This window comes from Nitrospirota bacterium (assembly GCA_030645475.1).
Lineage (GTDB): Bacteria > Nitrospirota > Nitrospiria > Nitrospirales > Nitrospiraceae > Palsa-1315.
Genome location: JAUSMA010000020.1, coordinates 35,231 through 61,292 on the forward strand (window position 1 = coordinate 35,231; position 26,062 = coordinate 61,292).

Consider the following 26,062-nt stretch of genomic DNA (forward strand, 5'->3'; position numbering starts at 1 on the left):
AGAAGGCCCAGGGGCTATCCCCTATCGCCGTAGACCAGCAATGTGAGATGTGGGAGAACGGAGTAACGTGATAGGGACCTATAGGACCTGTATCCATTGGACTCTACATGTATCATAGGACGGAGTGGCGAGCAAGCATATGATGCAAACACGTCACAATATCAAATAGTTGCGTTGCATGTTCGCAGAATAGCTGAAGAATTGGAATGGCGAGTTTGCTGAAACTGGTACTACGGGTCGTCGCGAAAGATAAAGGATTGGAGCCCTAGGACGGAATCGAGATGAGATGCGGCAGCTTCTGCCTGGGCCTCCGTAGAAAACTGACCGATCTGGACCCGATATCGTGTTCCTTCAGGCAGATCAACCGTCTGGACTCTGCCTCCCGGGTAGAGATGTTTGCCCCGTTCTAACAGATTAAACGCATTCTGCTGATCGGAAAACGCCCCGACTTGTACCCGCAAGACCCCCATATCGGCTGCTCGTCCTTGATACCCCACGACCCGCAATTCAATCTGATCGGTTCCTGCTCCGGTCATCCCGAGCGCTTGCGCCCCTGCGAGTGAAAGATCGAGCACACGACCTCTCGCGAACGGACCCCGATCGTTAATGCGGATGGTCACCTGTCGATCGGTACTCAGCGATCGAACCACCGCAATGGAGCCAAGCGGCAATGTCCGATGAGCCGCCGTCAGCTGATGCATATCATATCGTTCACCGTTTGCGGTCTTGTTCCCATGAAATCCTGGTCCATACCACGAGGCGACGCCTCGTTCGACAAATCCAATCGGATAGCCGGGGAAATAGACCGGTTTGGGAGTGCCTCCACAAGCGGCCATGGTACCGGCCAGGAGGGTGACGAGAAGAAGAACCAGCCAACGAGCGCAGCAGGCCTGAGGTCGGCAAGACATGACTAGAATTCGTCGAGCGATTGATCCTGCAAGACGGTAAGCGCTTTCGCTGTATGTGAGACAGTCAGGACTACGATGGCACGTTTCCCTTCGCGGGAGGGCGTGCAATAACCGCATTTAATATTGATGCGCGCCTTCGTCAGCAAATCCGCCACTTCCCTGAGAGCCCCTGGCTTGTTCGTCAGACTCAAGATCAGCGCCGTTTCTTCAGTAAATCTGATCTTCGCCGCTTTTAATGCCGCACGGGCTCCTTCCAGATCGGCAACCAAGAGCCTCAGTTTTCCCGCTCCGATGACCTCCGGAGCAGAAAATGCCTTGATATTGACCTTGGCATCTCCGAGAACCTGGGCCACTTGGGCAATGACGCCTGGCTTGCTCTTTCCGCTAATGACCAATTGTGTTGTTGTGGGCATGGGGGTTACTCCGTGACATCGTGGTAGGTGAAGATGATCGTTTCAGCGAGTTTCAAAATTCACCATTTTCCGCTGAGCGCCGAAGGGAATCATTTCTATCGACACCAATACCTGCAGCGATGATTGATGTGCAAGCAATGTACAGGATTTGCCGCTCCCCTGCTCCTGGCCTTGCAGGGTGACGAGTGCCGGATTGTCGTAGCCCATGACTTCCACGGAAATCGCTTGACCAGAAGGGAGAAAGGCAACCACATCCAGCTGTTCATGCGTGGCAAGGTCCCGCTGCATTTCTGCAAGGCGGGCTTTCAGCCGATTCACAAATTGTTCTGCCTGACAGGAGTCGTCGGAGCCTCTGGGCTCGATCGCGGGAACATTGATTTGAGGAAGAAGGCTCAAGAAACTCATCTCATCTCCATCGATACGACGACCACGCGAAACAACATTCCGCACCGTTGAGCAGGCTATCGGTCAGAGCACCTGACAGAGATCGTTCACAAACGTGTACTCGTAGATACCACTGCAATGGACAGAAACCCCTTCAGCCAGCTTCTGTGCCGAATCTTTGAAGCCGCGTGGCACCAACAGATAAAATGGAATACCGTGACCCATCGCCTGCTTCCACTTCAACAGAGTCTCAGGATCCCCAACTGAGTCGGCGGTTTCCACCTCAGCCATCCATTCCATCGTATTCCCGGTAGAACTCACCTGCCAGCCGACGATATCGCACTGCTGCTGAGGATCCGCCCAGGGATCCTGCTCAAGACTGGTGTGAATGGTGACCTTACAATGAAAGGCCTTGGCCCATCGCTGGGCAACCAGACTGACCACCTGGTCATGAATGGTTTCGATGCCTTGTTCACGTAGTGTCGTGCTCATAGGCTCATCTCTCGTTTACGTCAAACTCAAGGGATTAAGCACGCCGAGGACTTTAGTCTTTCCACACACTGGACATTGAACTAACCAGTGCCCACCCTCATGCCTTACACTAGGACCAGGATTCACAGGTTGTTGTCGCTGATTATCCCACTTAAGGATTACACGATTGCAACAAGTCCAATTACTTTCGCGGGTTCCCATTTAAAGGCTCCTTTATTTGGATAGCAAAATTATGAACAGCCGCTCGTGGTCCCGCAGGTTTCACACTTCAGACAGGTTCCGTTCCGTACCATGGTGAACTGCTTACATTCGGAACAGGGATCGCCTTCATAACCTTTTTGACGGGCCATTTGGATGGCGGTCAAGGTCAAGGTTTCCCGCTTCAGTTCGACGGTGTGGGAGACGCTCGCATGGCCATTTCCATGGCCGTTGCTCTTATGGCGAGGCGCGGCGCCTCTTCGTGCGGGAAATATTTCCGTACTGATTGAGGTCGATGCCAGCGTTTCAGGAGTGGCTTCCTCCTCGACGCATTCAGGATCCTGCTCGTCTTTCTTGACCGAATCCATTCGAAGATCCTCTTCCTTGACCTGTGCCAAGTCATAGCGGTCAAGATAGGTCACCGCCAGCTCCCGGAAGATATAATCGATGATCGACGTGGACATCTTGATACGGTCGTTCAACTTAACCGGCCCATTCGGCTCGAAGCGGGTAAACACGAAGGCTTCGACGAATTCCTCCAGCGGCACGCCATGCTGGAGACCGAGTGAAATGGCAATCGCAAAACAGTTCATGAGGCTGCGGAAGGCGGCCCCTTCCTTGTGCATATCCAGAAAGATCTCGCCGCACGTCCCGTCCTCATACTCACCCGTACGCAGATAGAGCTTATGCCCTCCCACCACGGCTTTCTGCGTGTACCCATTCCGCCTGGTCGGAAGCGGTCGCCGTTTTGCGAGATACCGGACCATCACGCGTTCGGTAATTTTTTCCGCAATCGATAGCACTTCTGACGAGGTTTCAATCGTCTTGCCACTGTCGGTTGAGGCCGACAACGGCTGGCTCAACTTTGAGCCGTCGCGATACAGCGCCACCGCCTTGACCATGCTCTTCCAGGCAAACAAATAGGAGGACTTCACTTCTTCCAATGTCGCATCGGCCGGCATGTTGATCGTTTTGCTGATGGCGCCGCTGATGAAGGGTTGTGCCGCCGACATCATGCGGATATGCGCATCGACAGCGATATACCGCTGACCGATCCGGCCGCAACGGTTGGCACAATCAAAGATCGGAAGGTGCTCGGCTTTGAGATGTGGTGCCCCTTCCACCGTCATGGTGCCGCAGCAATAGTCATTGGCCGCAGCGATTTCCTCTTGTGTGAATCCCAGCGCCCGCAGCATATTGAAGTTGGATTCCGCCAATTGTGCATCGGTGAATCCCAACTTCTCCCGGCAGAAATCCTCACCCAACGCATACTTATTAAAGGTAAATTGGATCTCAAAGGCCTGCGCCAATCCGCCTTCCATTCGTGCGAGTGCGGCGTCGTCGAACCCCTTCTGCCTCAAAGCCTCATGGTTAATAAATGGTGCAGTCTGCAAGGTTTGCCGTCCGACGCAATAATTCACGATATCCAAAATCTGAGACTCGGTATACCCCAATGTTCTGAGGGCTTCGGGTATGCTTTGATTGATGATCTTGAAGTAGCCTCCGCCGGCTAATTTCTTAAATTTCACCAGCGCAAAATCCGGCTCGATGCCGGTCGTGTCGCAATCCATCACGAGTCCGATCGTGCCTGTGGGGGCAATGACCGTCACCTGCGCATTGCGATATCCATAGGCCGTCCCCAATTCAAGGGCACGGTCCCATGCGCGGCGGGCCGCGACGAGCAGCTCGGGAGGACAATGCTCCGGCTGGATCCCAATCGGGGTAATCGTCAAATCCTCATATTCTTCCGGAGCGGCATTGTACGAGGCGCGCCGATGATTGCGGATCACACGCAACATCGCGTCGCGGTTTTTGGCATAACCAGGGAACGGCCACAGCTCTGCAGCCATTTCAGCGGACGTGCTGTACGCCTCGCCGGTCATGATGGCGGTCAAGGCGCCGCAGATCGCCAAGGCTTTTGGTGAGTCGTAGGGAATGCCTTGCCGCATCAGCACCGTGCCCAAATTGGCATAACCAAGCCCCAACGTCCGGAACTCAAAACTCTTCTCGGCGATAGCACGGCTGGGAAACGATGCCATGAGTACGCTGATCTCCAGCACGACCGTCCAGAGGCGGACGGCATGGCGGAAATTCTCCAGCTCGAATTGGGCGTCGGTTGAAAAGAATTGACCGAGATTGAGCGAGGCCAGATTGCATGCCGTATCGTCGAGGAACATGTATTCCGAGCAAGGATTGGAGGCATTGATACGGCCATCCTCGGGACAGGTATGCCATTCGTTGATGGTGGTGTCGTATTGCGTACCGGGATCTGCGCAAATCCAGGCGGCCCAAGCGATCTGGTCCCAGAGGTCCCGTGCCTTGAGGGTCTTGGAGACCTTGCCATCGATCCGGCGCTTCAGCTGCCAATCGCTATCCGCCTCTAACGCCGCAAAAAATTCGTTGGGAATGCGCACACTGTTGTTGGAGTTCTGGCCGGAGACCGTCTGGTAGGCCTTGCCGTCCCAATTCGTGTCGTACTCATGAAACGAAAAATGCGTAAATCCCTGCTGCGCATAGGAAAACATCCGCTGGACATAGGCTTCCGGAACGGCATCGCGCCGAGCAGCGGCCAATGCCTCCTTGAGGATAGGATTCTGCTTGGCATCGATCTCGATTTTCATCTGACCGGCGCTATCGACGACATGGCAGGCCTTGAGGACGGCATTGAGACGTTGGGCGCAGATTTTAGAGCCGGTTACCATTGCGGCAACTTTTTGCTCTTCCACGACCTTCCAATTGATAAACTCTTCGATGTCGGGGTGATCTAAATCGAGGCAGACCATTTTGGCAGCCCGCCTGGTCGTTCCGCCTGACTTGATCGCGCCGGCGGCACGATCGCCGATGCGCAGAAAGGACATCAATCCGGACGAACGGCCGCCGCCGGACAATGGTTCGGCATCGCCACGAAGCTTGGAGAAGTTGGTGCCGGTCCCTGATCCGTACTTGAACAGGCGCGCTTCTCGCACCCAGAGGTCCATGATGCCGCCCTCGCTGACCAGGTCGTCGTCAACGGACTGAATGAAGCAGGCATGCGGTTGCGGATGCTCGAATGCATTGGTGGCTTTGACGACTTCACGGGTCTTGGGATCGACGTAGTAATGCCCTTGTGCAGGCCCTGAAAGCCCATAGGCATAATGCAGCCCCGTGTTAAACCACTGGGGAGAGTTCGGCGCAACCATCTGATGCGCGAGCATGTAACAGAGCTCATCATGAAAAGCTTCTGTATCTTCCGGCGTCTTGAAATAACCGAAATTTTTGCCCCAGGAAGTCCAACAACCGGCAAGCCGTTCAAAAACCTGCCGGGAGTCGCTTTCCCCTCCCAATTTCGGATTGCCGTCCGGACCGACGATCGGATTGCCCTGCTCATCATGCTGGGGTACTCCGGCTTTCCGGAAATATTTTTGCGCGAGAATGTCGATCGCGAGCTGGGACCAGGGCTCCGGAATGTCGATGTTCTCCAACTTGAACACGGTCGATCCGTCGGGGTTGCGAATTTCCGACGAACGTTTCGAAAACGGCAGGCCTTCATAGGGACTTTGTCCGCGATGTGTAAATCGGCGTTCTATTCTCACGATTTTCCCTCCCCCAGTCTGCGTAGTTGGTGTGGGACTGCTCTCGATCCCCAACAGGAACAATTAAGCTTCAATCTTGATCAGGCTGATATGCGGTGAACGCCTAAATTTTGGTGTCTTGATGCTTGATCTATCTAAGGAGCATCTACATATAGCGATCAGGATGAATTGTCAACACCAAGTGTAGTGGGTGGCTGGGGAAACAGAGGAAAGCCTGTGGATAACTGCAAACGATTGAGAATCGCCATCTATCGGGGATTTAGGCCGACTTATCCACAGTATTTTGACCCAAAATACCGGTCATTTTAAGGGCTGAGGAATTCCTATGGAGGAAAAATTAAAATACGCGGCGTCCGAGGGCCAAAATAGCTTCATCGACCCCTTCAACTGGGATGAAGTGATTACCGATGCCGATGACCACAACCCGAGTACCCAACACCGTGGTTTCAAACCGGCTGAAGAGCCCCCAATTGTGACGGATCGTATGAGGTCGCACCATGCTATTGAGCAACTCCTGGCTATGCCGACGAAAGATATTTCTGACCACCGCCCCTTCCCGTTCGGGAGTGGATTGATCCATGCGATCCATGGCCTTCGCAAGTTCGGCTTGGACAAAGATCAGATAGTGATCCGTGGTGGGGTTCGTCTGTGCCAGCACGACACTGGCAGCCAGCACCACAACCAGCAGGATTAAACGCAGGAGACTCATTGAAATCCTCAGATTGATGACGACCAAGCCCTGTTCGTGACGGGCTCAATTGAAGCGGCAGTGCGCTATTCCCCTTTGACAAACGATAGTCGCATGATTAGCCTACGCTCCGCATATCTGCTGCGGCAATAACGCTGCGCACATGGCCTGTATCAGGAGGATCATCATGTTTGTTTGGAGCAAGCAACTTGTCGCAACGTTATTGGGGCTGTTTGTGCTGATGCTGGGAGTCTTTCTCTTCAATGCAGCTCCGGACAGCACGAGCGGCCTCAAGATTCATACGACGCGCTGGATGGCCCTTAACTATGTCGGCTTGATTGCATGGGTGTTTGTCTGGATGATCGACCAAGCCCGCATGCGCGGGAAGAATGTCTGGGTCTGGCTCGTGCCCTTCGTCCTGGCGCCCCTTCCGACACTCATGCTGTTCGTCTTGTTCCTCCAGCGCCGCATCCAATCGTCATAGATCGGCTGAGCCGGCTCTGGCTCGCGCATCGCGACCGGCTTCTTGATGTAACTGCACACGGAGCGCCCACACCAGCCAGATACCGGGCAGGGCGATGAGAAACGACCAGAAAAAAAACTGTGTCCAGCCGACCAGTTCGACCAAGGCGGCCGACGGGCGACCGGAAAACACCCGTCCGAGCGCTTCGAGGGAAGAGAGCAACGCGAACTGAGTTGCCGTATACCGATGGTCGCAGAGCGACATGATCAGTGCGACAAACGCAGCGGTGCCCATGCCTCCGGTGACATTCTCGACGAGAATGGATGTCGTGAGTGCCGCGTAACTCTTCCCCATCCAGGCAAGCCACATAAATCCAAGATTTGAGACCGCTTGCAAGACACCGAAGAGGAGCAACGACCGGACCATCCCGAGCTTGGCCATGGCGACGCCCCCAGCCAATGCGCCGATAAGTGTGGCCACGAGGCCAAGACCCTTCACATACCCGACCTCGCTGACAGAAAAACCCATCCCTCCTATCAGAAATGCCGTTTGAAGTGAGGCCGCAACGGCGTCTCCAACCTTGTAGAGGACGATGATGGCCAGCAGCCCGAGCACCCCCGGGCGGTCAAAAAGTTCTTTCAGTGGTCCACCGACTGCTTCAGCCAGGCTTGCCGGTGCAGCAGCTGGTTCATGCGGTTCAGGACTCACGAGGATCGTGACCACTCCGGTTGCCATGAGTACAGCCAGCAACAAATAGGTATTTTGCCATCCAATATGATCGGCCAATAGGAGGGCGCCCGCACTCGCCAGCAACAACGCACATCGATAACCATTCACCCACACGGCTGCACCGAATCCCCGCTCAGGCCGTAAGAGCAGATCGGTCCGATAGGCGTCGAACACGATATCGAGTGAGGCGGAGAAGAACGCCACCACGAGAGCCAGCATTCCCAGTATCTCAGGACGGTCACCGGGACCCGTCACCGCCATAGCCGCCAAGCCGAGCGCGACACCAAGCTGCATCATGAGCATCCATCCACGGCGGCGTCCCAGCCAGGGAGGAACCACACGATCCATCAGCGGAGCCCACAAGAATTTCAGTGCGTATGGGAGCCCGACGAGCGTAAAGATGCCGATGGTCTTCAAGTCGAAGCCGACAACGGTCAGCCAGGCCTGCAGAGTCCCGGATGTGAGCACCAATGGCAACCCCGAGGCGAACCCCAAAGGCAACATGATGCCGATGCGCCGGTTCGCAAGCGTCTGTATGATTGATGCGGTTTTCATCGAGTCGTTTCAATAGGCATGGGGGCGTAGCATATCATCGGAAGAGAAGAGAGACTCGGAGATTCTCAAAAAATGTCTGGCGGGAAAACGTTAGCCATGGGCCGAGGCGCAATTGTCACGCAGTCGCACATCGAAACTCAGCAGGGTTGCCCGTTGAAGCTGCAGGGCTTATAGCGGGAGATATCGAATTCCATATTTTCCTGATAGACCCGTTCATTGCCATTCACCCCATCCTGCTCCGGATCGTTATACATGGTGTGGTTCCACCAATAGAACAAGGGATAGGCCTCAGTCTGATAGACAGGATTGCCGTAACTACTCCTGGAATATTCCTGCACGAGACGCCCGGTGACATAATCGACTGTGCCGTTCCCATGCAGAGAATAAAGCATCAGAAAGAGCCGGGCTTCGTGATCGTAATGTTCTTCGATTCTGGTACTGAGATCCGGCTCGATGGGCAGGGTTTCCTTCGTCCACCCTCCAGCCCCAGGGAGGAGGAATAGAAAGAAGGTAAGAATGGAAGCGACCAACGGTGAAGGTGTCACAAAAGACTCACGGTATAGTGAGCTGGCAACGAGGGACAAGATCCTACCATGGGATACGAAGCCCTTCAACCGAAGCCAAGTCACAATGCCGCCTATTCGCTAACGCGCCTTGCTCCTATCACGAAGATCTTCCTATAATGGCGCATCTATGATCAAACCTCTCGAAATGATGAAGCCCACGATCGCACCAACCCAGGTTCACCTTGAAACCTTCGGTTGTCAGATGAACGAGTACGACTCGGAACTCGTTCGCTCGCTGATGAAACAGGATGGATTTGTGTTTACCGACGAGCGGGAACGCGCGGACGTCATTCTCATGAATACCTGCGCCATTCGCGAGAATGCCCACAACAAAGTCTACAAACACTTATCTGAGCTCAAAAAACTCAAGCGACAACGCCCATTGGTCATAGGGGTGTTGGGTTGTATGGCTCAAAACCTCAAAGAGGAGCTGACGGACATCCAGCCACTCGTGGATGTGCTCGCCGGCCCTGATGCCTATCGCCAGCTGCCCATGCTGATCCGAAACGCCATGCTCTCCCAAGCAGAAGGAGAGGATCAAAAGGGAATCGCGGTCGACCTTTCAGAATATGAGACCTACCACGATGTCATACCCGATCGAAACGACAAGGTGAATGCCTGGATTGCCGTCATGCGAGGCTGCGACAACTTCTGCAGTTTCTGTGTGGTTCCCTATACGAGAGGGCGGGAACGCTCCCGTGACCCGGAGGGCATCGTGCAGGAAGCTCGACGGATCGCCGAGCAAGGGTTTAAACAGATCACGCTTCTCGGACAAAACGTCAATTCATATCGATTCGACAACTGGGATTTTGCGCGATTGATCACGGCCGTCGCGGATGTACCGGGCATCGAACGGGTGAGATTCACGTCCCCGCACCCCAAAGATTTTCCGCTATCATTGTTAGAGGCCGTCGTGTCGCATCCCCGTATCTGCAAGCAAATTCATTTGCCGCTTCAATCCGGCAGTGACCGCATCCTCGGCTTGATGAATCGCACCTATACCAATAACGAGTGTCGCACTTTGGTCGACCGTATCCGCACCCTGCAAGCCGACATCGTCCTCAGCACCGATATCATTGGAGGCTTCTGTGGGGAGAGCGAGGAAGACTTTGCCGAGACGTACCGGCTTCTTGAAGACATACGGTTTCACTCGGCATTCATCTTCAAATATTCCGAACGAAAGAACACCATCGCGGCGCGCAAGTTCCCTGACGATGTTCCCGATTCGGTCAAGACTGAACGTGTGACGCGACTCTTCGACCTCCAACGGAACATTTCCTACGAACGGAACCGGGAATATCTCAAGCGCACTCTCCCCATCTTGGTCGAGGGAGATGCCAAACGCTCAGCCGCACAAGGCATGGGCAAATCAGATGGCAACATCACAGTTATCTGGGATAAGGGCGCAGTACCTTCCAAGCCGGGAGACATGCTCTCCCTTGCCATTTACGATGCGTCGTCCACAACCTTGTACGCAGAACGTCCGCCAGTGAATTAAATCATTCCGGTCGTCCCCTTCCCCAAAGACTATTCGGCAAGGTACGGCTCCAAAAACGAACACCGCTGTACGAGATCTGCCTCCACCACAGGCCATCTAACTCCTCTACGAAGCAAGTATATTTTGCCCACTCGCTTCCCATTCTCAATAAATTTCCATAAAGAAGCAGACCATTCCACCTTCTCATCCTGCAAGAAACATCATCCCATGTGAACAAATAAACATTAACTGTATCAATATATTACGAATATTATCTCGCCTAATACGTTGTCTAATTACTTGATGGGTAGAGGGGACATCCTCGCCCTATTCCTCTTTTAAGACCCTCACTCACCTCTTGCACCAGCTTCCCTGCCTTATGAAGGCATAGCCTTTGCTTTACAAATAATCACGTATACGCATTTTCCACACTCACTCCCTGGAGAAGAGCCATGATCGAGAATCGACATCACAGCGCCAACGAAAAAGCAGATGCCTCCACGAGCCTTGAGACCATCATTGCGATGGGACTCTTCGGATGGATTGCGCTGAGCGTGACATTAATGGGCCTGGGAATCTGGTAGTTCCGACGCCGTCGAAGCATCGCGGTTCGCTGCAATCGACCCACACACCAGTCCTGAAAGAAGGAGCGCCTCGATGACAAACGACCTCAGACCAAGGAATGTGCAGAACTCTGTCCTGAATGGCCTCGTCGGAATTGCCGCTCTTACCCTAGCCATCAGCGGCTGTGCCGGCGGGACAAAACTGGCGCACAATACAAAGGGCAGCGTGACCCTGGAGGAAGTGACCGATTGGTCGTTTGAAGCCAGCCATCCGGCAGTGATCGATCAACAGACCATTACAAAAATCGTGAAAGGGATCTACGGCAATGACGGCATGAGCGGAACTTCGAAAATGTCCGCTGGTGGCAGCAAGCCGATGAGAGTGTTCAGCGATGAGGATACAGAGTTTCTTTCTCCCCTGCTCGCACAAGGCTTATCAAAAGCGAAACCTGAACAACTTGTCAGGTTCCGCGTATCCTCATCGGCAGGGTCAGGCTCTGAACCCACCACGGGCAGTCTGTATGTCTCGAAAGGATCAATCTACCTCACCATAGGAACGGGCGCCAAGTTGACAGCGTTCCTTCCTGAGTCCATGGCTCGCATCGAACCAGCTCCGGCCTATGCCGCTGGTGGCGCCGCCGGGGCCCTCTCAATGGTCATCGACTATCATGCATTGGCCAAGACGCCGATGCCTGCCGCCATGCCAATCGCGAAAGCTACGCCGAGCGCTCCCCTGGCGCCCATGACGGCAGCCGCTCCGGCGAAAGCTCAGACAGTGTCGGCCAATATGAGCGAGAGCGAGCTGACCGCTCAGCAGCTCGGTGAATTGGGGAAAGTGAAAGAAGCGCTTGCCAAGAAGGATACCGAGATCAATATGCTGCGCAAGGAATCAGAATGGATGAAGCGTGAACTACGGGAACGAGCTGAGGAAATGAAAGCGATGACGTCGACCAAAGTATCGGCAAAACCGGCGCCGAAAAAGAAAACAGCTGAGGCGACCCAGACGCGCTAACCTTCCTCAACCGACGTTCAGCAATTCCGGTTGGAGTAAGACCACTTCGCTGGACAGGGGCTGCCGGAAATTCATCCGGCAATAACAGGCATACGTCACATACGTATCTTGAAGACAGTACCGAGCCAGCTCGAGCCCCTGTCCCTTCTCCCACATCTCGGCTACCTGCGACCCGCTCCCAGACTTCGTTTCGACGTTCAGCGCTCTCGCCAGCACATCGAGTTTCACCCACCCGCGCGTATCCCAGTTGCTCCAGACTGCCATCGTGTCATAGACGGGCTCCGTCCTGAACTTGGCGAGATTCACCTCGACGCTCGGCTTGACTTGATGGATCATCGATCGCTTTCGAATAAACGGCAGGTCGAACCCCAGGCCGTTATGGGTGATGAAGAGCGACGGGCGGCTCTGCGCCAATCGGCTCCAGAACTGCCGCAGCAATTCCCGCTCATCCCCTCCAAACCAGGCCACCGCCCCGCGAGGTTCGAGCTGGTCTGAAAACTCCAATAGCCCGATACAGACAATCTGGCTGAACGTACCATCGAAGGCGGACTTCGCATATTGCTCATCGTCGATGCGACGTCGTTCATCGGCAGCTCCGGCTGTAAATAAATCGTAGCTCCCCTCTGCCGGTTCGAATGCATTGTCCTCCGGAATTTTTCCGGCCAGCCTGGCCCATTCTTCCCGAGGCGCTTGAATCGTCTCAATGTCCAGAACGACTTTCATAATTCCTGCCCCATAATCTAACGCTGTAACGCCTCAACAACCGGACGGTCTGCCGGAGGAAACTCGAAGGCATCCAATTCGTGCGGCCAGACCCATCGAATTTCCGCGCAGTCTATCGCTATGGCATCCCCGCTCTCAATTCGACAGCGAAAAAAATGCAGCTCCACGGTTTTCTCAGGGTACTGGTGCCGAATGACCTGGAAGGGCAGCGGCACATCGATACGAATATTCAGTTCTTCGAACAACTCTCGCTGCAGACATTCTTCCAACGTTTCACCGGCCTCGCGCTTCCCGCCTGGGAACTCCCAGAACCCTGCCAAATGCACACCCGGTTTCCGCCGGGCAATCAAATAGCGGCCGTCTCGACAGATCAGACCTGCGGCGACCTCAATCACCATCATAGCCAGCCGACATCCCCGGTTACGTCCGATCGAACGGATACGTCTTACAGAACGGTTTCATCGGGCATTTCTCACAGAAGGGATTCCTCGCCGTACAACAGGTCGCCCCGAAATCCATGATCGCCTGGTTAAAGTCGTACCCTTTCCCTTTCGGAATCAGCGCTTCAGATAATTCCCAGAGCTTCGGCTTCTGCGTTTTGGGGTCGCCCTTCGCAATAAATACCCGATGCAGCACCCGAATGACATTCGTATCCAGGATCGGCGCATCTTCGTTGAACGCGAAGGACCGAATGGCGCCTGCCGTGTACCGTCCAATGCCTTTGAACGACAGCAACTCCTCCGCATCGCTCGGAAGTTGCCCCCCATAGCGCTCAACCGTCTCGCAAGCGATACTATGCAGCCGTTCAGGCCGAATATTATACCCCAGCGGATACCACGTCTTCTTCACATCCGAGACCGGTGCGTCAGCCAACTCTTCAAAGCTTGGGTAACGATCCAGAAACTCGTGGTATTTCGGAATCACCCGATCGACCTGGGTCTGTTGCAACATCACTTCAGAGACCAGAATGTGATAGGGATCAGAGGTCTTTCGCCAAGGCAGATCGCGGCCATATTTCGCGTACCACTTCAGCAGCCTGGCCTGGAACCGGCGCTTGTGCGACGCGTCGAGGCCGAGAGACTTCTTGCGAGCCTTCTTTTTAGGCGGAGCGGTTGTCCGAGAGCGAGAGCTGGTGGGCATTACAACGTCAATCCAAAGGCGGCATTTTAGAAGCGCCCCTACCGAAAATCAAATGCCGTTGGATCGCACAGTGGGATCGATCCATGCACAAGGCACCCTCATTCCGGCGATTACTTCTCAGGCTGCGCTGGGACCGGCCCCCCAGTAATGGCCAGAACAGTCACGTCAAAGTGCAACGTCTTCCCTGCCAGCGGATGGTTGAAATCGAGCACGACCGTATCGTCTTTCACTTCCTTCACAATAGGGAATGCCGTCGCCCCGTCACCAGACTGCCCTTGAAGCTGGGTTCCCACTTTCTGTGCTGCAACCGGGATGAGGTCCTTCTTCACCTCTCGAAGGGCTTGTGGGTCAATCGGTCCGTAGCCATCAGCGGGAGCTACGATGACATGTTTGTGTTCCCCTTTTTTCATACCTTCCATGGCAGTTTCTAATCCGGGAACAATCTCATGCGCACCCTGCGTATAGGTCATCGGCTCCTTGCCGATGTTGGATTCAAGCACGGATTGATCGTCGAGCGTCAACGTGTATTCCAACGAAACGACGGTCCCGGCAGCAACAGTCGTCCCGGCATCAGGCTTGGAAGCCTCGGCCCAGGCCTGAGAACCCATGATGCCCAAAGAGAACACACACACAGAACAGACGCCTCGTAGGAATGCCAATCGTGCCATCACTCGAATCCTCCATGCGGTTCGGTTGAGAATAGGAAGAGCCAGAAACTGCCACAGATAGAACGGTCCTGCATGCCGTCCGGCTTCATCAATGATTCGCGACCAGGATTTTTATCATAGCCCACTCTCGCTTTCCACTCAGCGCCAAGCCTTAACCATCAGAACGCTACATATATTTGACAACCACCCCTTCTCCCTAGTATTTGCAGGAATGCCTGGGTGCCTGACAACAACTGTTTGAATGACACAACGGCGCCCCTCGCTATCTGGAGGGATTCCCTGCTACATTTCCAAGCGATCAACGCTTAGAGAAGCCAACGCAGAGCACCGTTATGGTCACAAGAAAACATCCCAGGTTTCCCGTGTCGCTCTCCAGCACCTTAGTGCACCAGAATCACTTCCGCCATACAGGGTCAGTCCGAGACCTTTCGGCCAAGGGATGCCGCGTGGAGAGTCTGATCAGCCCCTTTACCGGCATGCAGATCGCCATCCAATTACATATTCCAGGCGAACCTCAACCGATCCTGATCGACAATGCCACCGTGCGCTGGTCAGGATCCGCCGGCATCGGGGTAGAGTTTCTGACCATAGCCGCCCCACAACAAGACCGCTTGAGCCTCATGATCAAGCAGCTCCAACCCAAAGCCGGCCTTCAGTAGATCACCCTCTCCCTAGCAAGATTGTCGATAAACGACCAGGCCACTGCGGGAATGCGCATACCAGAAGAGTCGCAGGCTGTTCAGAAAGGCCGCAGCAAGCGCAGAGGCTCAACGTACTCTCGGCAGTACGTTGAGCCTCTGCGCACCGCGAGCACGCCGCTGGCGGCCTTTATCAACAGCCAGCTAGTTGCATTTTAGGCATCAGCCTCCGTATCCTCCGTCTCTATGGACCTTGCCCAACTTTCCCCGACACAACTCAAAGAACTCGTACGCGGGATTGTCGACGATCGCCTGCGTGAATTGCTGGGCGATCCCGACCTCGGACTCCAGCTGAGCGAGGAGCTGCGTGCCCGCTTGAAAGAATCCCTCTCCAGCACGGAAAGACTCTCCGGCGAAGACCTCGCGGATCAGCTCGGGCTCCGCTGGTAAGCACATCATGGCCTGGTACCGACTCGCCTATCGACCAGCGGTGCTCCACGATCTGACGAACCTTGATCCGGCCATGGCACAACGGCTCCTGGACAAAACCAAATGGATTGCCTCCAACATCGATAACTTGAGGCACGAACCGATCACACCGGATCTGCCAGGCCTTTCCAAATATGCGGTCGAGGAATGGCGAATTTATTACTCCATCGATCGGAACGATCACCTGGTCGACATTCACCGCATCGTTCGCCAGAGGGAGCTTCGTGCATGATTGCCATCACGGTTGCCGCCATCGCAAAGCTGAAATCGATCCAAGTCAACCATCCTGAAGATCCAATCGTCCGCGTGTCCGTACGAGACCTGGACGAGTCACGCTTAAGCTTCAATATTACGTTGGAAGCAGCGGCCAAGCCAGATGATGACGTTCAGGAAGTCGACGGTCTCACGATAGCAGTGGATCGGCGCAGTGCGCCACGGATGGAGGGGGTGACAGTCGACTACACCGAAGCCGGCGGATTTCGATTTCTCCATGACGGCGAAGGCCGCAGCCGGCCACTTCTCACGATTCCCACACTGAACTGATGAAAAATTCTAGTCGGTTGCGGAATGGCTATTGAAGCATATCAACGGCCACATGGCACAAGCCTGCAGGATGCTCAAACAGGCCTTCCAGCAAGGCCGCAGCGAGTGAAGGACCGAGGCGTACCCTTGTGGTACGTTGAGGGTCTGAACGATGCGAGAACGAAGCTGGAGGCCTGTTTCAGCATCCTAAGAGCGGCTAGGTGAGTCGATCCGCAAGACTCGCCACATGGACCTGGAACGTGCCCCGCGTGACGTCATCGACGTAACGGCGGAGAATTTCCTTCACCACAGGAAAGGCGATCTCATCCCAGGGAATGGCGGAGAGCGTGAACAATTGGACTTCAAGACTTTCTTCACCAACCCCGAATTCAGGTGAAACCATCGGCCCTCGAAAGACCAGATATGCCTGGCCGATGTGCGGGAGACTCAGGACCGCAAAGAGAGCAATCCGCTCCACCCGAGCCTGTGCTTCTTCGAAGGTCTCCCGAGCGGCTGCCTGTTCGGTGCTTTCGCCGATTTCCATAAAGCCAGCAGGAAAGGTCCAGAGGCCTGATTTGGGTTCGATCCCGCGCCGGCAGAGAAGGATTTGGTCTTCCCACTCCGGAATACAGCCTGCGACGATTTTCGGATTATGGTAATGAATAGTCTGGCATGAATCGCACACAAACCGCAGACGATTGTCTCCGGCTGGAATTTTCTTCGTCACAGACGTGCCGCAGGCGCTGCAATAGTTCATCGCGAAGCTCAGTGGGATGGTGATCGCAAATGGATAGCACAAAACTACGGTTCTTTGCACCCTGCCCGAGTGGGCTGGAGGGCGTCCTCGAACAGGAACTCCACGACCTTGGCGTGCCGATGACCACAAAGACGGACGGAGGCATCGCATTCCTGGCTCCCTGGGCCACGATGTACTGGGTCAATCTCAAAAGTCACATTGCCAGCCGCGTGCTCTGGGAAGTCGGACAGGCCCCCTATCTCTCGGAAGACGATGTCTACCGCGCCGCCTATAGTCTTGCCTGGCCAGACTGGTTCACCTCGTCACAAACCATCAAGGTAAAAGTGAGTGCGCGCCGTTGTCCACTCACCAGCCTGGACTTCATCACACTACGTATCAAAGACGCCGTCTGCGATAAGTTCATGGCAGTGCGGCACAAGAGACCGAATGTCGACACCCATAACCCGAACCTCCGGATTGACGCGTTTCTCGATGAGTCCACGGTGACCTTCTATCTGGACACCTCTGGTGACCCGCTCTTTAAGCGAGGCCATCGAGTGGTGTCCGTCGAGGCCCCGTTGCGAGAAAACCTGGCGGCAGGCTTGCTGCGACTCGCCGGGTGGACGCCCAAGGAGGTGTTGCTCGACCCCATGTGCGGCGGCGGCACGATCCCACTCGAAGCGGCGATGATGGCACGCCGGATCGCACCGGGGCAGTCGCGGACATTTGCGTTCGAGCGCTTGATCGTCCACGACCCCAAACGATGGGGCCATCTGCGCGAAGCCTCACGGGTGAAACAACTGGCAGAGGTACCGGCGGCCATCTATGCGTCCGACCAGGACCCCGCTGCGGTGAAGATCGCCCAGCGGACCTTTCAGGGGGCAGGAGTCGCGTTCGATATCCGCCTGCGACAAAGCGACGTCCTCGCCCTTGAGGCACCAGCTGAACAGGGCGTGATCCTGATCAATCCCCCCTATGGAGTCCGACTCAGCCGACCCGAAGAACTTGATGCGTTCTATCCCAAGCTGGGCGACTGGCTGAAACAGCGCTTCAATGGATGGCGCGCCTATATCTTTACCGGCGATTTACGAGTCCCGAAGTTAATCGGCCTCGCACCATCGAAACGCATTCCGCTCTTCAATGGTCCGCTGGAATGCCGTCTTTATGAGTTTCAGATAGTGTCGGGATCGATGCGCAAAACGAGCCCATTACCTGATCATCAGGCATGATCCCTCTCCCCTGCTGGAGACAGAAACGATGACACGATGCCTGCGGCTGCTCATAAGCCTGCCCTTCCTCCTCTGGCTGCCCGGTTGCAGCGCAGTGCAAGGATTCTTCGGGCTGCCAGGACCTTCCGCAGCCACGCCCACCAGCCACATGCGGGACTCGGCACTCGATCGACTGGCTCCTACCGTGCGCAAGGACTTCGAGCAACTGACGGGATCCCATCATCGAGACCTGATCGCCGCACATGAAACAGTCGAAAAAATTCCGGCCCAATTCAAACGCCGTCTGGCGCTCAAGGCGTTGCAACAGCCCTGGGACGGTCTCACCGATTTGGAACATCAAGGGCTCTTATTAGCGGAAATGGCTGAAGGCGGGTCCGTCAATCTTCCAGCCCTCCTCGACCTGTTAGAAGCCGGCATGGATCGCACCTCTACATTCTACAAGCCTGTCCCTCTGCCGACCACCTCCGCGCGCCGAGACCTCCTGGCCTTCATGGCCGAAAGTTTGGAACAGGCCTCACTCCATCGAGACAAAGCGCTGACGAATCTCACCGAGGCAGAGCGGCACTTCCTGTTTCTGCATGCCGCGTCGATGGCGAAACACTACATCCCGCAGATTTCAAGTCTATCGGAGCAGACGGGCGCTCGGATCAAAGCCGATCTCCGGTTTACCCAACTGCTTGAGGAACAGGTGGATTATGCCAGCCTCATTGCGGCAGCCCAGGTACTCGCTCGCCTGGCCAATGAGCGCTGGCTGCACCAGGTCGCCGCAGCCTGGACAACGCCCCTCCCCGCGTCCTCCGCTCCGCACGGCGTGACCGGCGACGTGCTGTTCGTTCAAGAAACATCCTACGGACTGATCGTCATTGGTGGCCCGGGACCCAATTCCTATGAGTTGGGAAAGGGCATCGGCCTGATTATCGATGTGGGCGGCAACGATCTCTATCGAGGCATGATTGCCTCATCGACAGACGAAGATCAGGGAAATGCCGTCGTCATCGACCTCAACGGAGACGACACCTATGACGGAGCGCCGCTCGGACTGGCTACCGGCAGGCTGGGGGTAGGCCTGTTGATCGATCATGCCGGAGACGATGTCTACCAGCTCGACATGGGATCGGGAGGCGCGGGATTCGGAGGTCTCGGGATCTTGTTCGACGCGAAGGGCAACGATGTCTATATGGGCAATCGCCTGACCCAGGGCGCAGCCATTGGGGGACTCGGTCTCTTGCTCGATGCCGCAGGGAACGACCGGTATACCAGCCATGGCTTCGCCATCGGGTTCGGCGGTCCCTTGGGTGTCGGCGCCGTCATCGACGTCACCGGCGACGACCATTATCAGTGCGGCGGCACCTATCCCAGCGCCTACAATGCCCAAGACGCACCCACGGGAAAGCCCGGCGATCCCCTCTATCAGTACGACTGCTTCGGACTAGGCGCTGGAGCGGGACAACGGATTCTGACAAAGAAAGTGGAGTGGCAACCGTACAACCTCGCCGGTGGATGGGGACTCCTGCTGGATATCCAAGGCCAGGATCATTACGAGAGCGCCAACTTTTCGCAAGGGCATGGCTACTTTTTCGGCACCGGCATGAAATTGGACTTAGCGGGTCACGACGAACATCAGGCCGCTCGGTATGGGCATGGCGCGTCGGCGCACTTCGGAGTCGGCCTCTTCATCGACCATCATGGAGACGATCGCTATGGCTCCTCCGGCCCCTTCTATAACGGCGGAGTCGCGTGGGATAGCAGCGTGAGCCTGATGATCGATGCCGGCACGGGCCACGACACCTATGCCTTCGACCGCTCGACCGGTCTTGGGCGAGCCGACTATACAAGTTGGGGGCTCTTCATCGACGAGGGAGGCGCCGACCAATACCAGGCCAAATCCGGGGTGGGAGACTCCTCGGAGAAAAGTGCGGCAGGCTTCTTTGACCTTGAGGGCAACGACAGCTATACGTTATCCGATCCTTCAATATCGGCCGAGACTCGTCCCGGCGATGGAAAACTGTTTTTCTATCCCCAAGGTGGAGTCTTCGTCGATCGCTGAAGATGAACGAATCCTAATCTCCCTCCACGATTTCGACGAGTTGCCAAGACTTCCTCATCCCTCCTCTTGACTTCATCTCGACGGACGCTATCTACCGCTTATACATCTCATTTCCTTTCACCGGCCGAGCGAAGGGATCATGCCATATGAATCATGAAACATTGACCGTACAACTACCTGTCCTTCCCATTAAACGCACCGTGCTGTTTCCCGGGATCATGATGCCCTTGACCGTCGGGCGCGAACGGTCCATGGCTGCCGTCGAGGCAGCGATGAAGACAGAGGAGAAGACGATTCTCGTGGTCGCACAGCGCGATCCCCTGACAGAAGAGCCGGGGCGCGAAGACCTCTACACGATCGGCACCAAAGCCATCGTGAAACAAATTGGCCGGTCTGAAAACGGCACCATCCATGCGCTCGTGCAGGGTCTTGAGCGTGTCGCATTGATCAAGGTCGAGCAGACGACACCCTTTCTGCTCGTCCAGGCCCGGCAGATCGATCGCCCAACCGATGAGGGCACCGAAGTCCAGGCCCTGCATCGGGCTATCCAGGAACTGGTCACGGACCTGCCTCGCTTGATTCAGGCCCCCGGTATTCAGGAAGCCGCGGCGGCGTTCAGCAACGAGGATAATCCCGTGGCCCTGGCCTATCGCATCGCCTCACTCATCAATCTCACGGTGCAAGAGGAACAAAAGCTGCTCGAAAGTTCATCCATGATCGAGCTGCTGAGATCGCTCTATGGCGCGCTATCGAAAGAAATCCAGATCCTGCAATTGCGGGACAAAATCACCAATGAGGCGTCAGCCAAGATTGGGAAGACCCAACGAGAGTATGTCCTCCGCGAACAATTAAAGGCCATTCAGCAGGAACTCGGCGAAGGCGAGGGAGAAGAGAACGAAGTCTCTGAACTGAAGAAGAAAATTCAGGAGGCCGACCTTCCCGACCCAATACGCAAAGAAGTGGAGCGGGAGATTGCCAAGTTAGCCAAGGTGTCTCCTTCCTCGCCGGACCATCAGGTCCTCAGGACCTATCTCGAACTGGTCATGGAGCTTCCCTGGAAGAAATCCTCGGAAGACCGTTTAGAGTTGAGCAAGGTTCGTCAGGTCCTGGAAGAGGATCACTACGGCATCAAAGAAGTGAAGGAACGAATCGTCGAGCATTTGGCCGTGCTGAAATTAAATCCCACAGCCAAAGCCCCCATCCTCTGCCTCGTCGGACCTCCTGGCGTGGGCAAAACCAGCCTGGGCCAGTCCATTGCCCGGTCCATGGGACGGACGTTCGAACGTCTCAGCCTGGGTGGAGTGCATGATGAAGGGGAATTACGGGGTCATCGCCGAACCTACGTCGGAGCCCTGCCTGGACGAATCATTCAGGCGATGCGCCGCGCCGGCGTCAATAACCCCGTCTTGATGTTGGACGAAGTCGACAAGATGGGCCGCGACTTCCGCGGCGATCCGGCTGCGGCCTTACTGGAGGTTCTGGATCCGGCGCAGAATCATACATTCCGCGATCATTACCTGGATCTCCCGTTCGATCTGTCCAAGGTGTTCTTCATTACGACCGCCAATACGCTGGATACGATCAGCCAGCCGCTACTCGACCGGATGGAAATCATCCGGCTTCAGGGATATAGCGAGCGGGAGAAGGCAGAGATCGCCATTCGCTACCTCTGGCCGCGACGGCTCAAGGAGGCAGGCTTAGATGCAACCCAAGCCCTGCTGTCGGATGAGGTCTTGAATCTCGTCATCAGCCGATACACGCGTGAGGCCGGCGTGCGCCAACTCGAACAGATGCTCGGTCGCCTGACCAGAAAGGTTGCGCTGACATTCGCGGAGCTTTCAGAGGGTCAGGAGCGAGTCCCTGTGTCCATTCAGCCGACCGTCCTTCCCGATTGGCTCGGCTCCGAGCGTTTCATGCCGGAAGAAGCGCGCAAGGTCTTGCCGCCTGGCGTGGCCACAGGGCTAGCCTGGACTCCGAGTGGTGGAGATGTCCTCTATATCGAGACCACCTTGCTCCCCGGCAGCCATGAACTGACGATCACCGGTCAATTGGGAGACGTCATGCAGGAATCTGCCCGCGCAGCGCGAAGCTACCTCTGGTCCCATGCGGAAAGCATGGGACTCGATATCTCCCGCTTCAAGCGGAACGGATTGCATATCCATGTGCCATCCGGTGCCATCCCGAAAGACGGACCATCGGCCGGTATCACCATGGCCACCGCACTCGCATCGTCCTATAGCGGGAAAGCGGTGCGGAGCGACACAGCCATGACCGGCGAAATCAGTCTGAGCGGATTAGTGCTGCCGGTCGGCGGGATTAAAGAAAAGGTGCTGGCAGCCCATCGCGCCGGCATCAGACGCATCATCCTGCCAAAAGCGAACGAGAAGGACCTGAAAGAGGTACCGCAGGAAGTACGCAATGAGCTGACCTTCATCCTAGCCGAACGCATTGAAGAAGTGCTCCCGGCGGCATTCAATCAGGATGCACCGGCGAGAGCAGAACGGGACGAGCCGTTAGCGACTTCCACCGCTTCGTAAACTCATGAGGCCCCGGCGCAACGCCGGGGCCTACCCTATTGGCTTAGGTACTCCCCCTCAACTTTCCTTCGGTATTCCCCGCTCAATTCAAACAATGGTGGGGAGCGGCCTGGTGCCCTCCTTGCTCGCAGAACAGAGGACGGGATGGAGCCTGATGATCTTCTGTGCTCGCGCAACGCGTGGGAGGAGAAGGGTAGCCTGGTCGTCCTCCTGCTCGCGGAACGCGCACGATCAGAATGTGCTCGTTCGACGCGCGCAATCGAGGATCGACCAGCCCACCCTTTGAGAGAGAAACGAGCGAGCTTGGAGGGAGCACGATATCGTTGGACGCGCGCAGTGGAAGATCAATCAGCCCCCATCCCTAAAGAGGGACAAGCAAGCTTGGAGGAAACATCTATATCGTCCGATGAGCGCAGTTGAGGGCAACCTTAGCCACTCCACTATAAGATGTGGGGGGAGGAAGAAAAGAGTCGCGTGACCTGGCGATTCCCTGTTCTCGCGCAACGCGCGGGCGCGGACTCCCTCGTTGGACGCGCGCACGATGGGAACCAGCCAGGCGACCCTCTGATCATGGAGAGTCAGATGGAAATAGCGTCTGTCAAATTGCCCTCAGGGGCATAGACCGGCTGCCAAGGAAAACGTAGAATGGCCATGCTTCTTTGTACCTGTTTCGAAAAAACAGACTCGTGACAGAGGCTTTCCCTCCAAGACAGCCAAGAAGGATGCCAAAGACCCATGGCCATTGATCTTCAGATCCTGGGCTCGAAACTGCGAAGATACAGAGACCAAGTTGCAGCGTCGCTGGGCGACGTATCGACCGCAACGGGGATACCGCAGCAATTATTGAAGGACTATGAGGATGCCTGCCGGGAGCCAACGGGAGATGAGATATTAATTCTGGCCGATTACTACAAATGCGACTACAAGTTTTTCATTTCAAATGAGCAACTGGCTGCTTTTGAGCAAACCGAAACACTTTTCAGAAAATATTCAGCTGAACTATCAAGAGAAGATAGGTGGGCCATTCTTGAGTTTCTGTTTCTCTGTGATTCAGAGGAATTCTTAATGAGCAACCTATCCTCAAAAAACCGAGTTCCTTTCACCTTCAGAAAGAGCGGGTCATATTTCAAAGCCCATGGAATTGAGGCTGCGGCCTCTTTAAGGCGTCACCTGGAATACAGTGACAAAAAAGTTGGAATGGACGTATATGATGATTTTCGCTCCATTGGCTTTCACGTATTCCGGCGACATCTAGCAAATTCCTCCATATCTGGCTTGTGCATTCGCCATCCAAAAGCCGGGATGTGCCTACTCGTCAACTATACCGAAGATGTCTACCGGCAACGCTTCACCGCCGCCCATGAAGCTGCACATGCAATCCTTGATGACGACCAAGACTTCGTCGTCTCTTTTTCAGGGGAAAAGAATGATCTATCAGAAATACGCGCTAATACTTTCGCCTCAAGATACCTCATGCCTCCAGAATTCTTGAGGCAGATTCCCCTGTCAGGCCAATGGGATACCCAGAAAGCCAGAGAGTGGGCTAGCAAGCTGAAGGTGAGTACCGAAGCATTGGCTTATGCGCTCAAGGATGCCAATCTCATTTCCGAACATCAGGTGGGTACGATTAAAGCTACAAAGGTAGCTTCGGATGCGAAGGTAGACCCTGAACTTCCCGCTAATCTCTCCCCGCGAGCTCACCAACGCCGTGCAGAATTGCTAAGTCGAGGATTGTCCATGCACTATGTCGAGCTATGTTTCGACGGTTACGAGAGGGGATTGGTATCCTCTGGGCGACTGAGCGAAATGCTTCTACTGAGCGATAATGAACTCCCACTCGTCGCGGAGCTTTATGGAAGGCACCTGCTCCATGGCGATTAATGTTTCAGTATTTCATCCCTACAACGTAATTGATACATGCGCAATATGGAATGTGCTCTCATCCCCAATGCTGTATGCAACGGCACGGACAGCTGGGTGCAGCTTCTACTTGTCCCAGTTTGTCCTCTACGAGTGTCTCCACAAACCGCGGCAGCCATCGACGCATGGGCCTATCCTCCAGAAACGCCTAAGACAGGAGCAATCAAAAGGGGACTTCAAAGCCTATCGTTTAAGCATTGAAGACCTACAGGATACCGGGGTGCTTGAAAACAGACTCCGATTGGGCAAGGGAGAATTGTCCTCGATTGCATTGGCGAAAAAGATCAATCAGGCTTTTCTTACGGACGACCAAAAAGCACGAAAATTTGCAGAAACAATTATGACTGGCAGGGTACAGACAACGCCTCATCTATTCGGATGGCTTTTCTTTACCGGACGGCTAACGGATGGAGATAAGGGCACGATCATTACGGACCACAGGTCACTCGAAGGCAATCTTTCACCTTATTTTGAGGCCATCTATACGGAAAGTCTCCGATGTCAATTAATGCATCGCCGCGCAGCTGCAACTTCTTGATTGGAGACAGCTAAGATTCTCCCTTTGATATTCTAGATCGCGGAAGGAAAAGCCAGGGCATTCTGAATTTTGAGAAGTGACCGAACCCGTAGAACCATTTCCTGGCACGTGGTAGGCCGCTCCTTAATCAATCTCGTGGGCAGGCATCATGGCAAATATTGATCCAAACCTCCTGTTCTTCGGAAACTGGGTCGATGCTTCCTCCCGAATTGAGGACATTGAGAAATTTTTAGAACTTACAGATTCTGCCTTCCAGCGGGAACTAAAGTGGTTGGATGAGGAAGGCCACGTTGACCTCGACATCGAGTTCGTCCCACTCTTCGCCGAGACACTACCACCAATCCTATACATGTCCGCCGTCATCGCGGCTGCGTCAGTACTAGAGCAAGAACTACGAGGCATCTCCCATGCGCTTCGGGAAACGTTGAAACTGCCACTATCATTCAACGACATATCAGGCTCGGTAATTGAACGTTTCCGGAAGTACGCCATCGGTCTAGCGGGCTTACCTGTGAACCTGCAAGAACCTGAATGGCAGGATATCCTTGCGGTCTATGAGATTCGGAACTGCTTGGTACACGCTGGAGGCGAGCTCCGCGCGTTCGCAAAAGCAGACGCAATTCGCTCCTTTGCTCATCGGCGCCAACTAACCATGTGCCAAGACCATAGGCTCACACTCGAAGAAAAAACCGCCAAGACTATTGCACGCATCATTTACTCATTTCTCGAAGAAGTATATGAGGCAGCTCTCGTGAAGTTTCCCGGCCATTACGGTAAGCGAAAGCGATAACAAGGGAGGGCAAAGGTGTCAGAAACCATTTCGCGGCGCGTGACGGTCCCAGGGAATTGGAAAAG

General features: G+C 55.1%; 27 protein-coding genes. 14 read left to right on the forward strand and 13 right to left on the reverse strand.

The window, feature by feature from the left end; genetic code table 11:
* Window positions 1–230: 230 nt before the first annotated feature.
* The 6 genes from Q7U76_05775 to Q7U76_05800 all read right to left on the reverse strand — a co-directional run bounded on the left by Q7U76_05775 (window position 231) and on the right by Q7U76_05800 (window position 6,676).
* Entirely contained in the window at window positions 231–908 is a 678-nt protein-coding gene (locus tag Q7U76_05775) for a septal ring lytic transglycosylase RlpA family protein (GenBank protein ID MDO8355878.1), read from the reverse strand.
* 2 nt (window positions 909–910) lie between these two features.
* Window positions 911–1,321: a hypothetical protein gene (locus Q7U76_05780; GenBank protein ID MDO8355879.1), complete on the reverse strand. Its 411-nt coding sequence runs from the start codon at window positions 1,319–1,321 to the stop codon at window positions 911–913.
* Window positions 1,322–1,363: 42 nt separating this feature from the next.
* The gene (locus Q7U76_05785) at window positions 1,364–1,726 is read right to left on the reverse strand and encodes a hypothetical protein (protein MDO8355880.1); all 363 of its coding nucleotides are present in this window, start codon (window positions 1,724–1,726) and stop codon (window positions 1,364–1,366) included.
* Between the two features lie 63 nt (window positions 1,727–1,789).
* The gene (locus Q7U76_05790) at window positions 1,790–2,197 is read right to left on the reverse strand and encodes a hypothetical protein (protein ID MDO8355881.1); all 408 of its coding nucleotides are present in this window, start codon (window positions 2,195–2,197) and stop codon (window positions 1,790–1,792) included.
* Between the two features lie 230 nt (window positions 2,198–2,427).
* Window positions 2,428–5,967: a vitamin B12-dependent ribonucleotide reductase gene (locus Q7U76_05795; protein ID MDO8355882.1), complete on the reverse strand. Its 3,540-nt coding sequence runs from the start codon at window positions 5,965–5,967 to the stop codon at window positions 2,428–2,430.
* Window positions 5,968–6,304: 337 nt separating this feature from the next.
* On the reverse strand, window positions 6,305–6,676 hold the full coding sequence (locus tag Q7U76_05800; protein ID MDO8355883.1) for a DUF4359 domain-containing protein: 372 nt from the start codon (window positions 6,674–6,676) through the stop codon (window positions 6,305–6,307).
* A 166-nt stretch (window positions 6,677–6,842) separates the two neighbouring features.
* Here Q7U76_05800 and Q7U76_05805 point away from each other — a divergent pair, with 166 nt between their 5' ends.
* On the forward strand, window positions 6,843–7,139 hold the full coding sequence (locus Q7U76_05805; protein MDO8355884.1) for a hypothetical protein: 297 nt from the start codon (window positions 6,843–6,845) through the stop codon (window positions 7,137–7,139).
* Here the strand turns inward: Q7U76_05805 and Q7U76_05810 are convergent.
* Window positions 7,134–8,402 carry an MFS transporter gene (locus tag Q7U76_05810; GenBank protein MDO8355885.1) on the reverse strand — a complete coding sequence of 423 codons (1,269 nt, stop codon included), beginning with the start codon at window positions 8,400–8,402 and terminating at the stop codon, window positions 7,134–7,136. The genes Q7U76_05805 and Q7U76_05810 overlap by 6 nt on opposite strands.
* Window positions 8,403–8,539: 137 nt before the next feature.
* Window positions 8,540–8,947, reverse strand: coding sequence for a hypothetical protein (locus Q7U76_05815; protein ID MDO8355886.1), 408 nt, complete (start codon window positions 8,945–8,947; stop codon window positions 8,540–8,542).
* 148 nt (window positions 8,948–9,095) lie between these two features.
* Between Q7U76_05815 and miaB the strand changes: the two genes are divergently transcribed.
* The 3 genes from miaB (at window position 9,096) to Q7U76_05830 (ending at window position 12,020) form a co-directional block, all read left to right on the forward strand.
* Window positions 9,096–10,466: a tRNA (N6-isopentenyl adenosine(37)-C2)-methylthiotransferase MiaB gene (gene miaB, locus Q7U76_05820; GenBank protein MDO8355887.1), complete on the forward strand. Its 1,371-nt coding sequence runs from the start codon at window positions 9,096–9,098 to the stop codon at window positions 10,464–10,466.
* A 431-nt stretch (window positions 10,467–10,897) separates the two neighbouring features.
* A complete protein-coding gene (locus Q7U76_05825) occupies window positions 10,898–11,029 on the forward strand; it encodes a hypothetical protein (protein ID MDO8355888.1) in 132 nt (43 codons plus the stop codon).
* A 73-nt stretch (window positions 11,030–11,102) separates the two neighbouring features.
* Window positions 11,103–12,020, forward strand: a complete 918-nt coding sequence (locus tag Q7U76_05830; GenBank protein MDO8355889.1) for a hypothetical protein — start codon at window positions 11,103–11,105, stop codon at window positions 12,018–12,020.
* A 6-nt stretch (window positions 12,021–12,026) separates the two neighbouring features.
* Here Q7U76_05830 and Q7U76_05835 read toward each other — a convergent pair whose 3' ends face one another.
* From Q7U76_05835 to Q7U76_05850, 4 genes are all read right to left on the reverse strand, one after another.
* Window positions 12,027–12,743: a 3'-5' exonuclease gene (locus Q7U76_05835; GenBank protein MDO8355890.1), complete on the reverse strand. Its 717-nt coding sequence runs from the start codon at window positions 12,741–12,743 to the stop codon at window positions 12,027–12,029.
* A 17-nt stretch (window positions 12,744–12,760) separates the two neighbouring features.
* A complete protein-coding gene (mutT, locus tag Q7U76_05840) occupies window positions 12,761–13,144 on the reverse strand; it encodes an 8-oxo-dGTP diphosphatase MutT (GenBank protein ID MDO8355891.1) in 384 nt (127 codons plus the stop codon).
* Between the two features lie 19 nt (window positions 13,145–13,163).
* Complete coding sequence (locus Q7U76_05845) at window positions 13,164–13,883, reverse strand: A/G-specific adenine glycosylase (GenBank protein MDO8355892.1); 720 nt, start codon at window positions 13,881–13,883, stop codon at window positions 13,164–13,166.
* A 110-nt stretch (window positions 13,884–13,993) separates the two neighbouring features.
* Window positions 13,994–14,491 carry a peptidylprolyl isomerase gene (locus Q7U76_05850; GenBank protein ID MDO8355893.1) on the reverse strand — a complete coding sequence of 166 codons (498 nt, stop codon included), beginning with the start codon at window positions 14,489–14,491 and terminating at the stop codon, window positions 13,994–13,996.
* A 392-nt stretch (window positions 14,492–14,883) separates the two neighbouring features.
* Here Q7U76_05850 and Q7U76_05855 point away from each other — a divergent pair, with 392 nt between their 5' ends.
* From Q7U76_05855 to Q7U76_05870, 4 genes are all read left to right on the forward strand, one after another.
* Entirely contained in the window at window positions 14,884–15,210 is a 327-nt protein-coding gene (locus Q7U76_05855) for a PilZ domain-containing protein (GenBank protein ID MDO8355894.1), read from the forward strand.
* A gap of 225 nt (window positions 15,211–15,435) precedes the next feature.
* Window positions 15,436–15,639, forward strand: a complete 204-nt coding sequence (locus Q7U76_05860) for a hypothetical protein (protein ID MDO8355895.1) — start codon at window positions 15,436–15,438, stop codon at window positions 15,637–15,639.
* Window positions 15,640–15,646: 7 nt separating this feature from the next.
* A complete protein-coding gene (locus tag Q7U76_05865; protein ID MDO8355896.1) occupies window positions 15,647–15,910 on the forward strand; it encodes a type II toxin-antitoxin system RelE/ParE family toxin in 264 nt (87 codons plus the stop codon).
* Window positions 15,907–16,221: an iron-sulfur cluster biosynthesis family protein gene (locus tag Q7U76_05870; GenBank protein ID MDO8355897.1), complete on the forward strand. Its 315-nt coding sequence runs from the start codon at window positions 15,907–15,909 to the stop codon at window positions 16,219–16,221. The genes Q7U76_05865 and Q7U76_05870 overlap by 4 nt, the downstream gene beginning before the upstream one ends.
* Window positions 16,222–16,417: 196 nt before the next feature.
* Here Q7U76_05870 and Q7U76_05875 read toward each other — a convergent pair whose 3' ends face one another.
* A complete protein-coding gene (locus tag Q7U76_05875; protein ID MDO8355898.1) occupies window positions 16,418–16,957 on the reverse strand; it encodes an NUDIX hydrolase in 540 nt (179 codons plus the stop codon).
* 29 nt (window positions 16,958–16,986) lie between these two features.
* Here Q7U76_05875 and Q7U76_05880 point away from each other — a divergent pair, with 29 nt between their 5' ends.
* The 6 genes from Q7U76_05880 (at window position 16,987) to Q7U76_05905 (ending at window position 25,997) form a co-directional block, all read left to right on the forward strand.
* A complete protein-coding gene (locus Q7U76_05880) occupies window positions 16,987–18,165 on the forward strand; it encodes a class I SAM-dependent RNA methyltransferase (GenBank protein ID MDO8355899.1) in 1,179 nt (392 codons plus the stop codon).
* Window positions 18,166–18,193: 28 nt separating this feature from the next.
* Entirely contained in the window at window positions 18,194–20,212 is a 2,019-nt protein-coding gene (locus Q7U76_05885) for a hypothetical protein (protein MDO8355900.1), read from the forward strand.
* A gap of 146 nt (window positions 20,213–20,358) precedes the next feature.
* On the forward strand, window positions 20,359–22,749 hold the full coding sequence (gene lon / locus Q7U76_05890) for an endopeptidase La (protein MDO8355901.1): 2,391 nt from the start codon (window positions 20,359–20,361) through the stop codon (window positions 22,747–22,749).
* Window positions 22,750–23,484: 735 nt separating this feature from the next.
* Window positions 23,485–24,630, forward strand: coding sequence for an XRE family transcriptional regulator (locus Q7U76_05895; protein ID MDO8355902.1), 1,146 nt, complete (start codon window positions 23,485–23,487; stop codon window positions 24,628–24,630).
* Window positions 24,620–25,207 carry a hypothetical protein gene (locus Q7U76_05900; GenBank protein ID MDO8355903.1) on the forward strand — a complete coding sequence of 196 codons (588 nt, stop codon included), beginning with the start codon at window positions 24,620–24,622 and terminating at the stop codon, window positions 25,205–25,207. The genes Q7U76_05895 and Q7U76_05900 overlap by 11 nt, the downstream gene beginning before the upstream one ends.
* Window positions 25,208–25,355: 148 nt before the next feature.
* Window positions 25,356–25,997: a hypothetical protein gene (locus Q7U76_05905; GenBank protein ID MDO8355904.1), complete on the forward strand. Its 642-nt coding sequence runs from the start codon at window positions 25,356–25,358 to the stop codon at window positions 25,995–25,997.
* Window positions 25,998–26,062 lie beyond the last annotated feature (65 nt).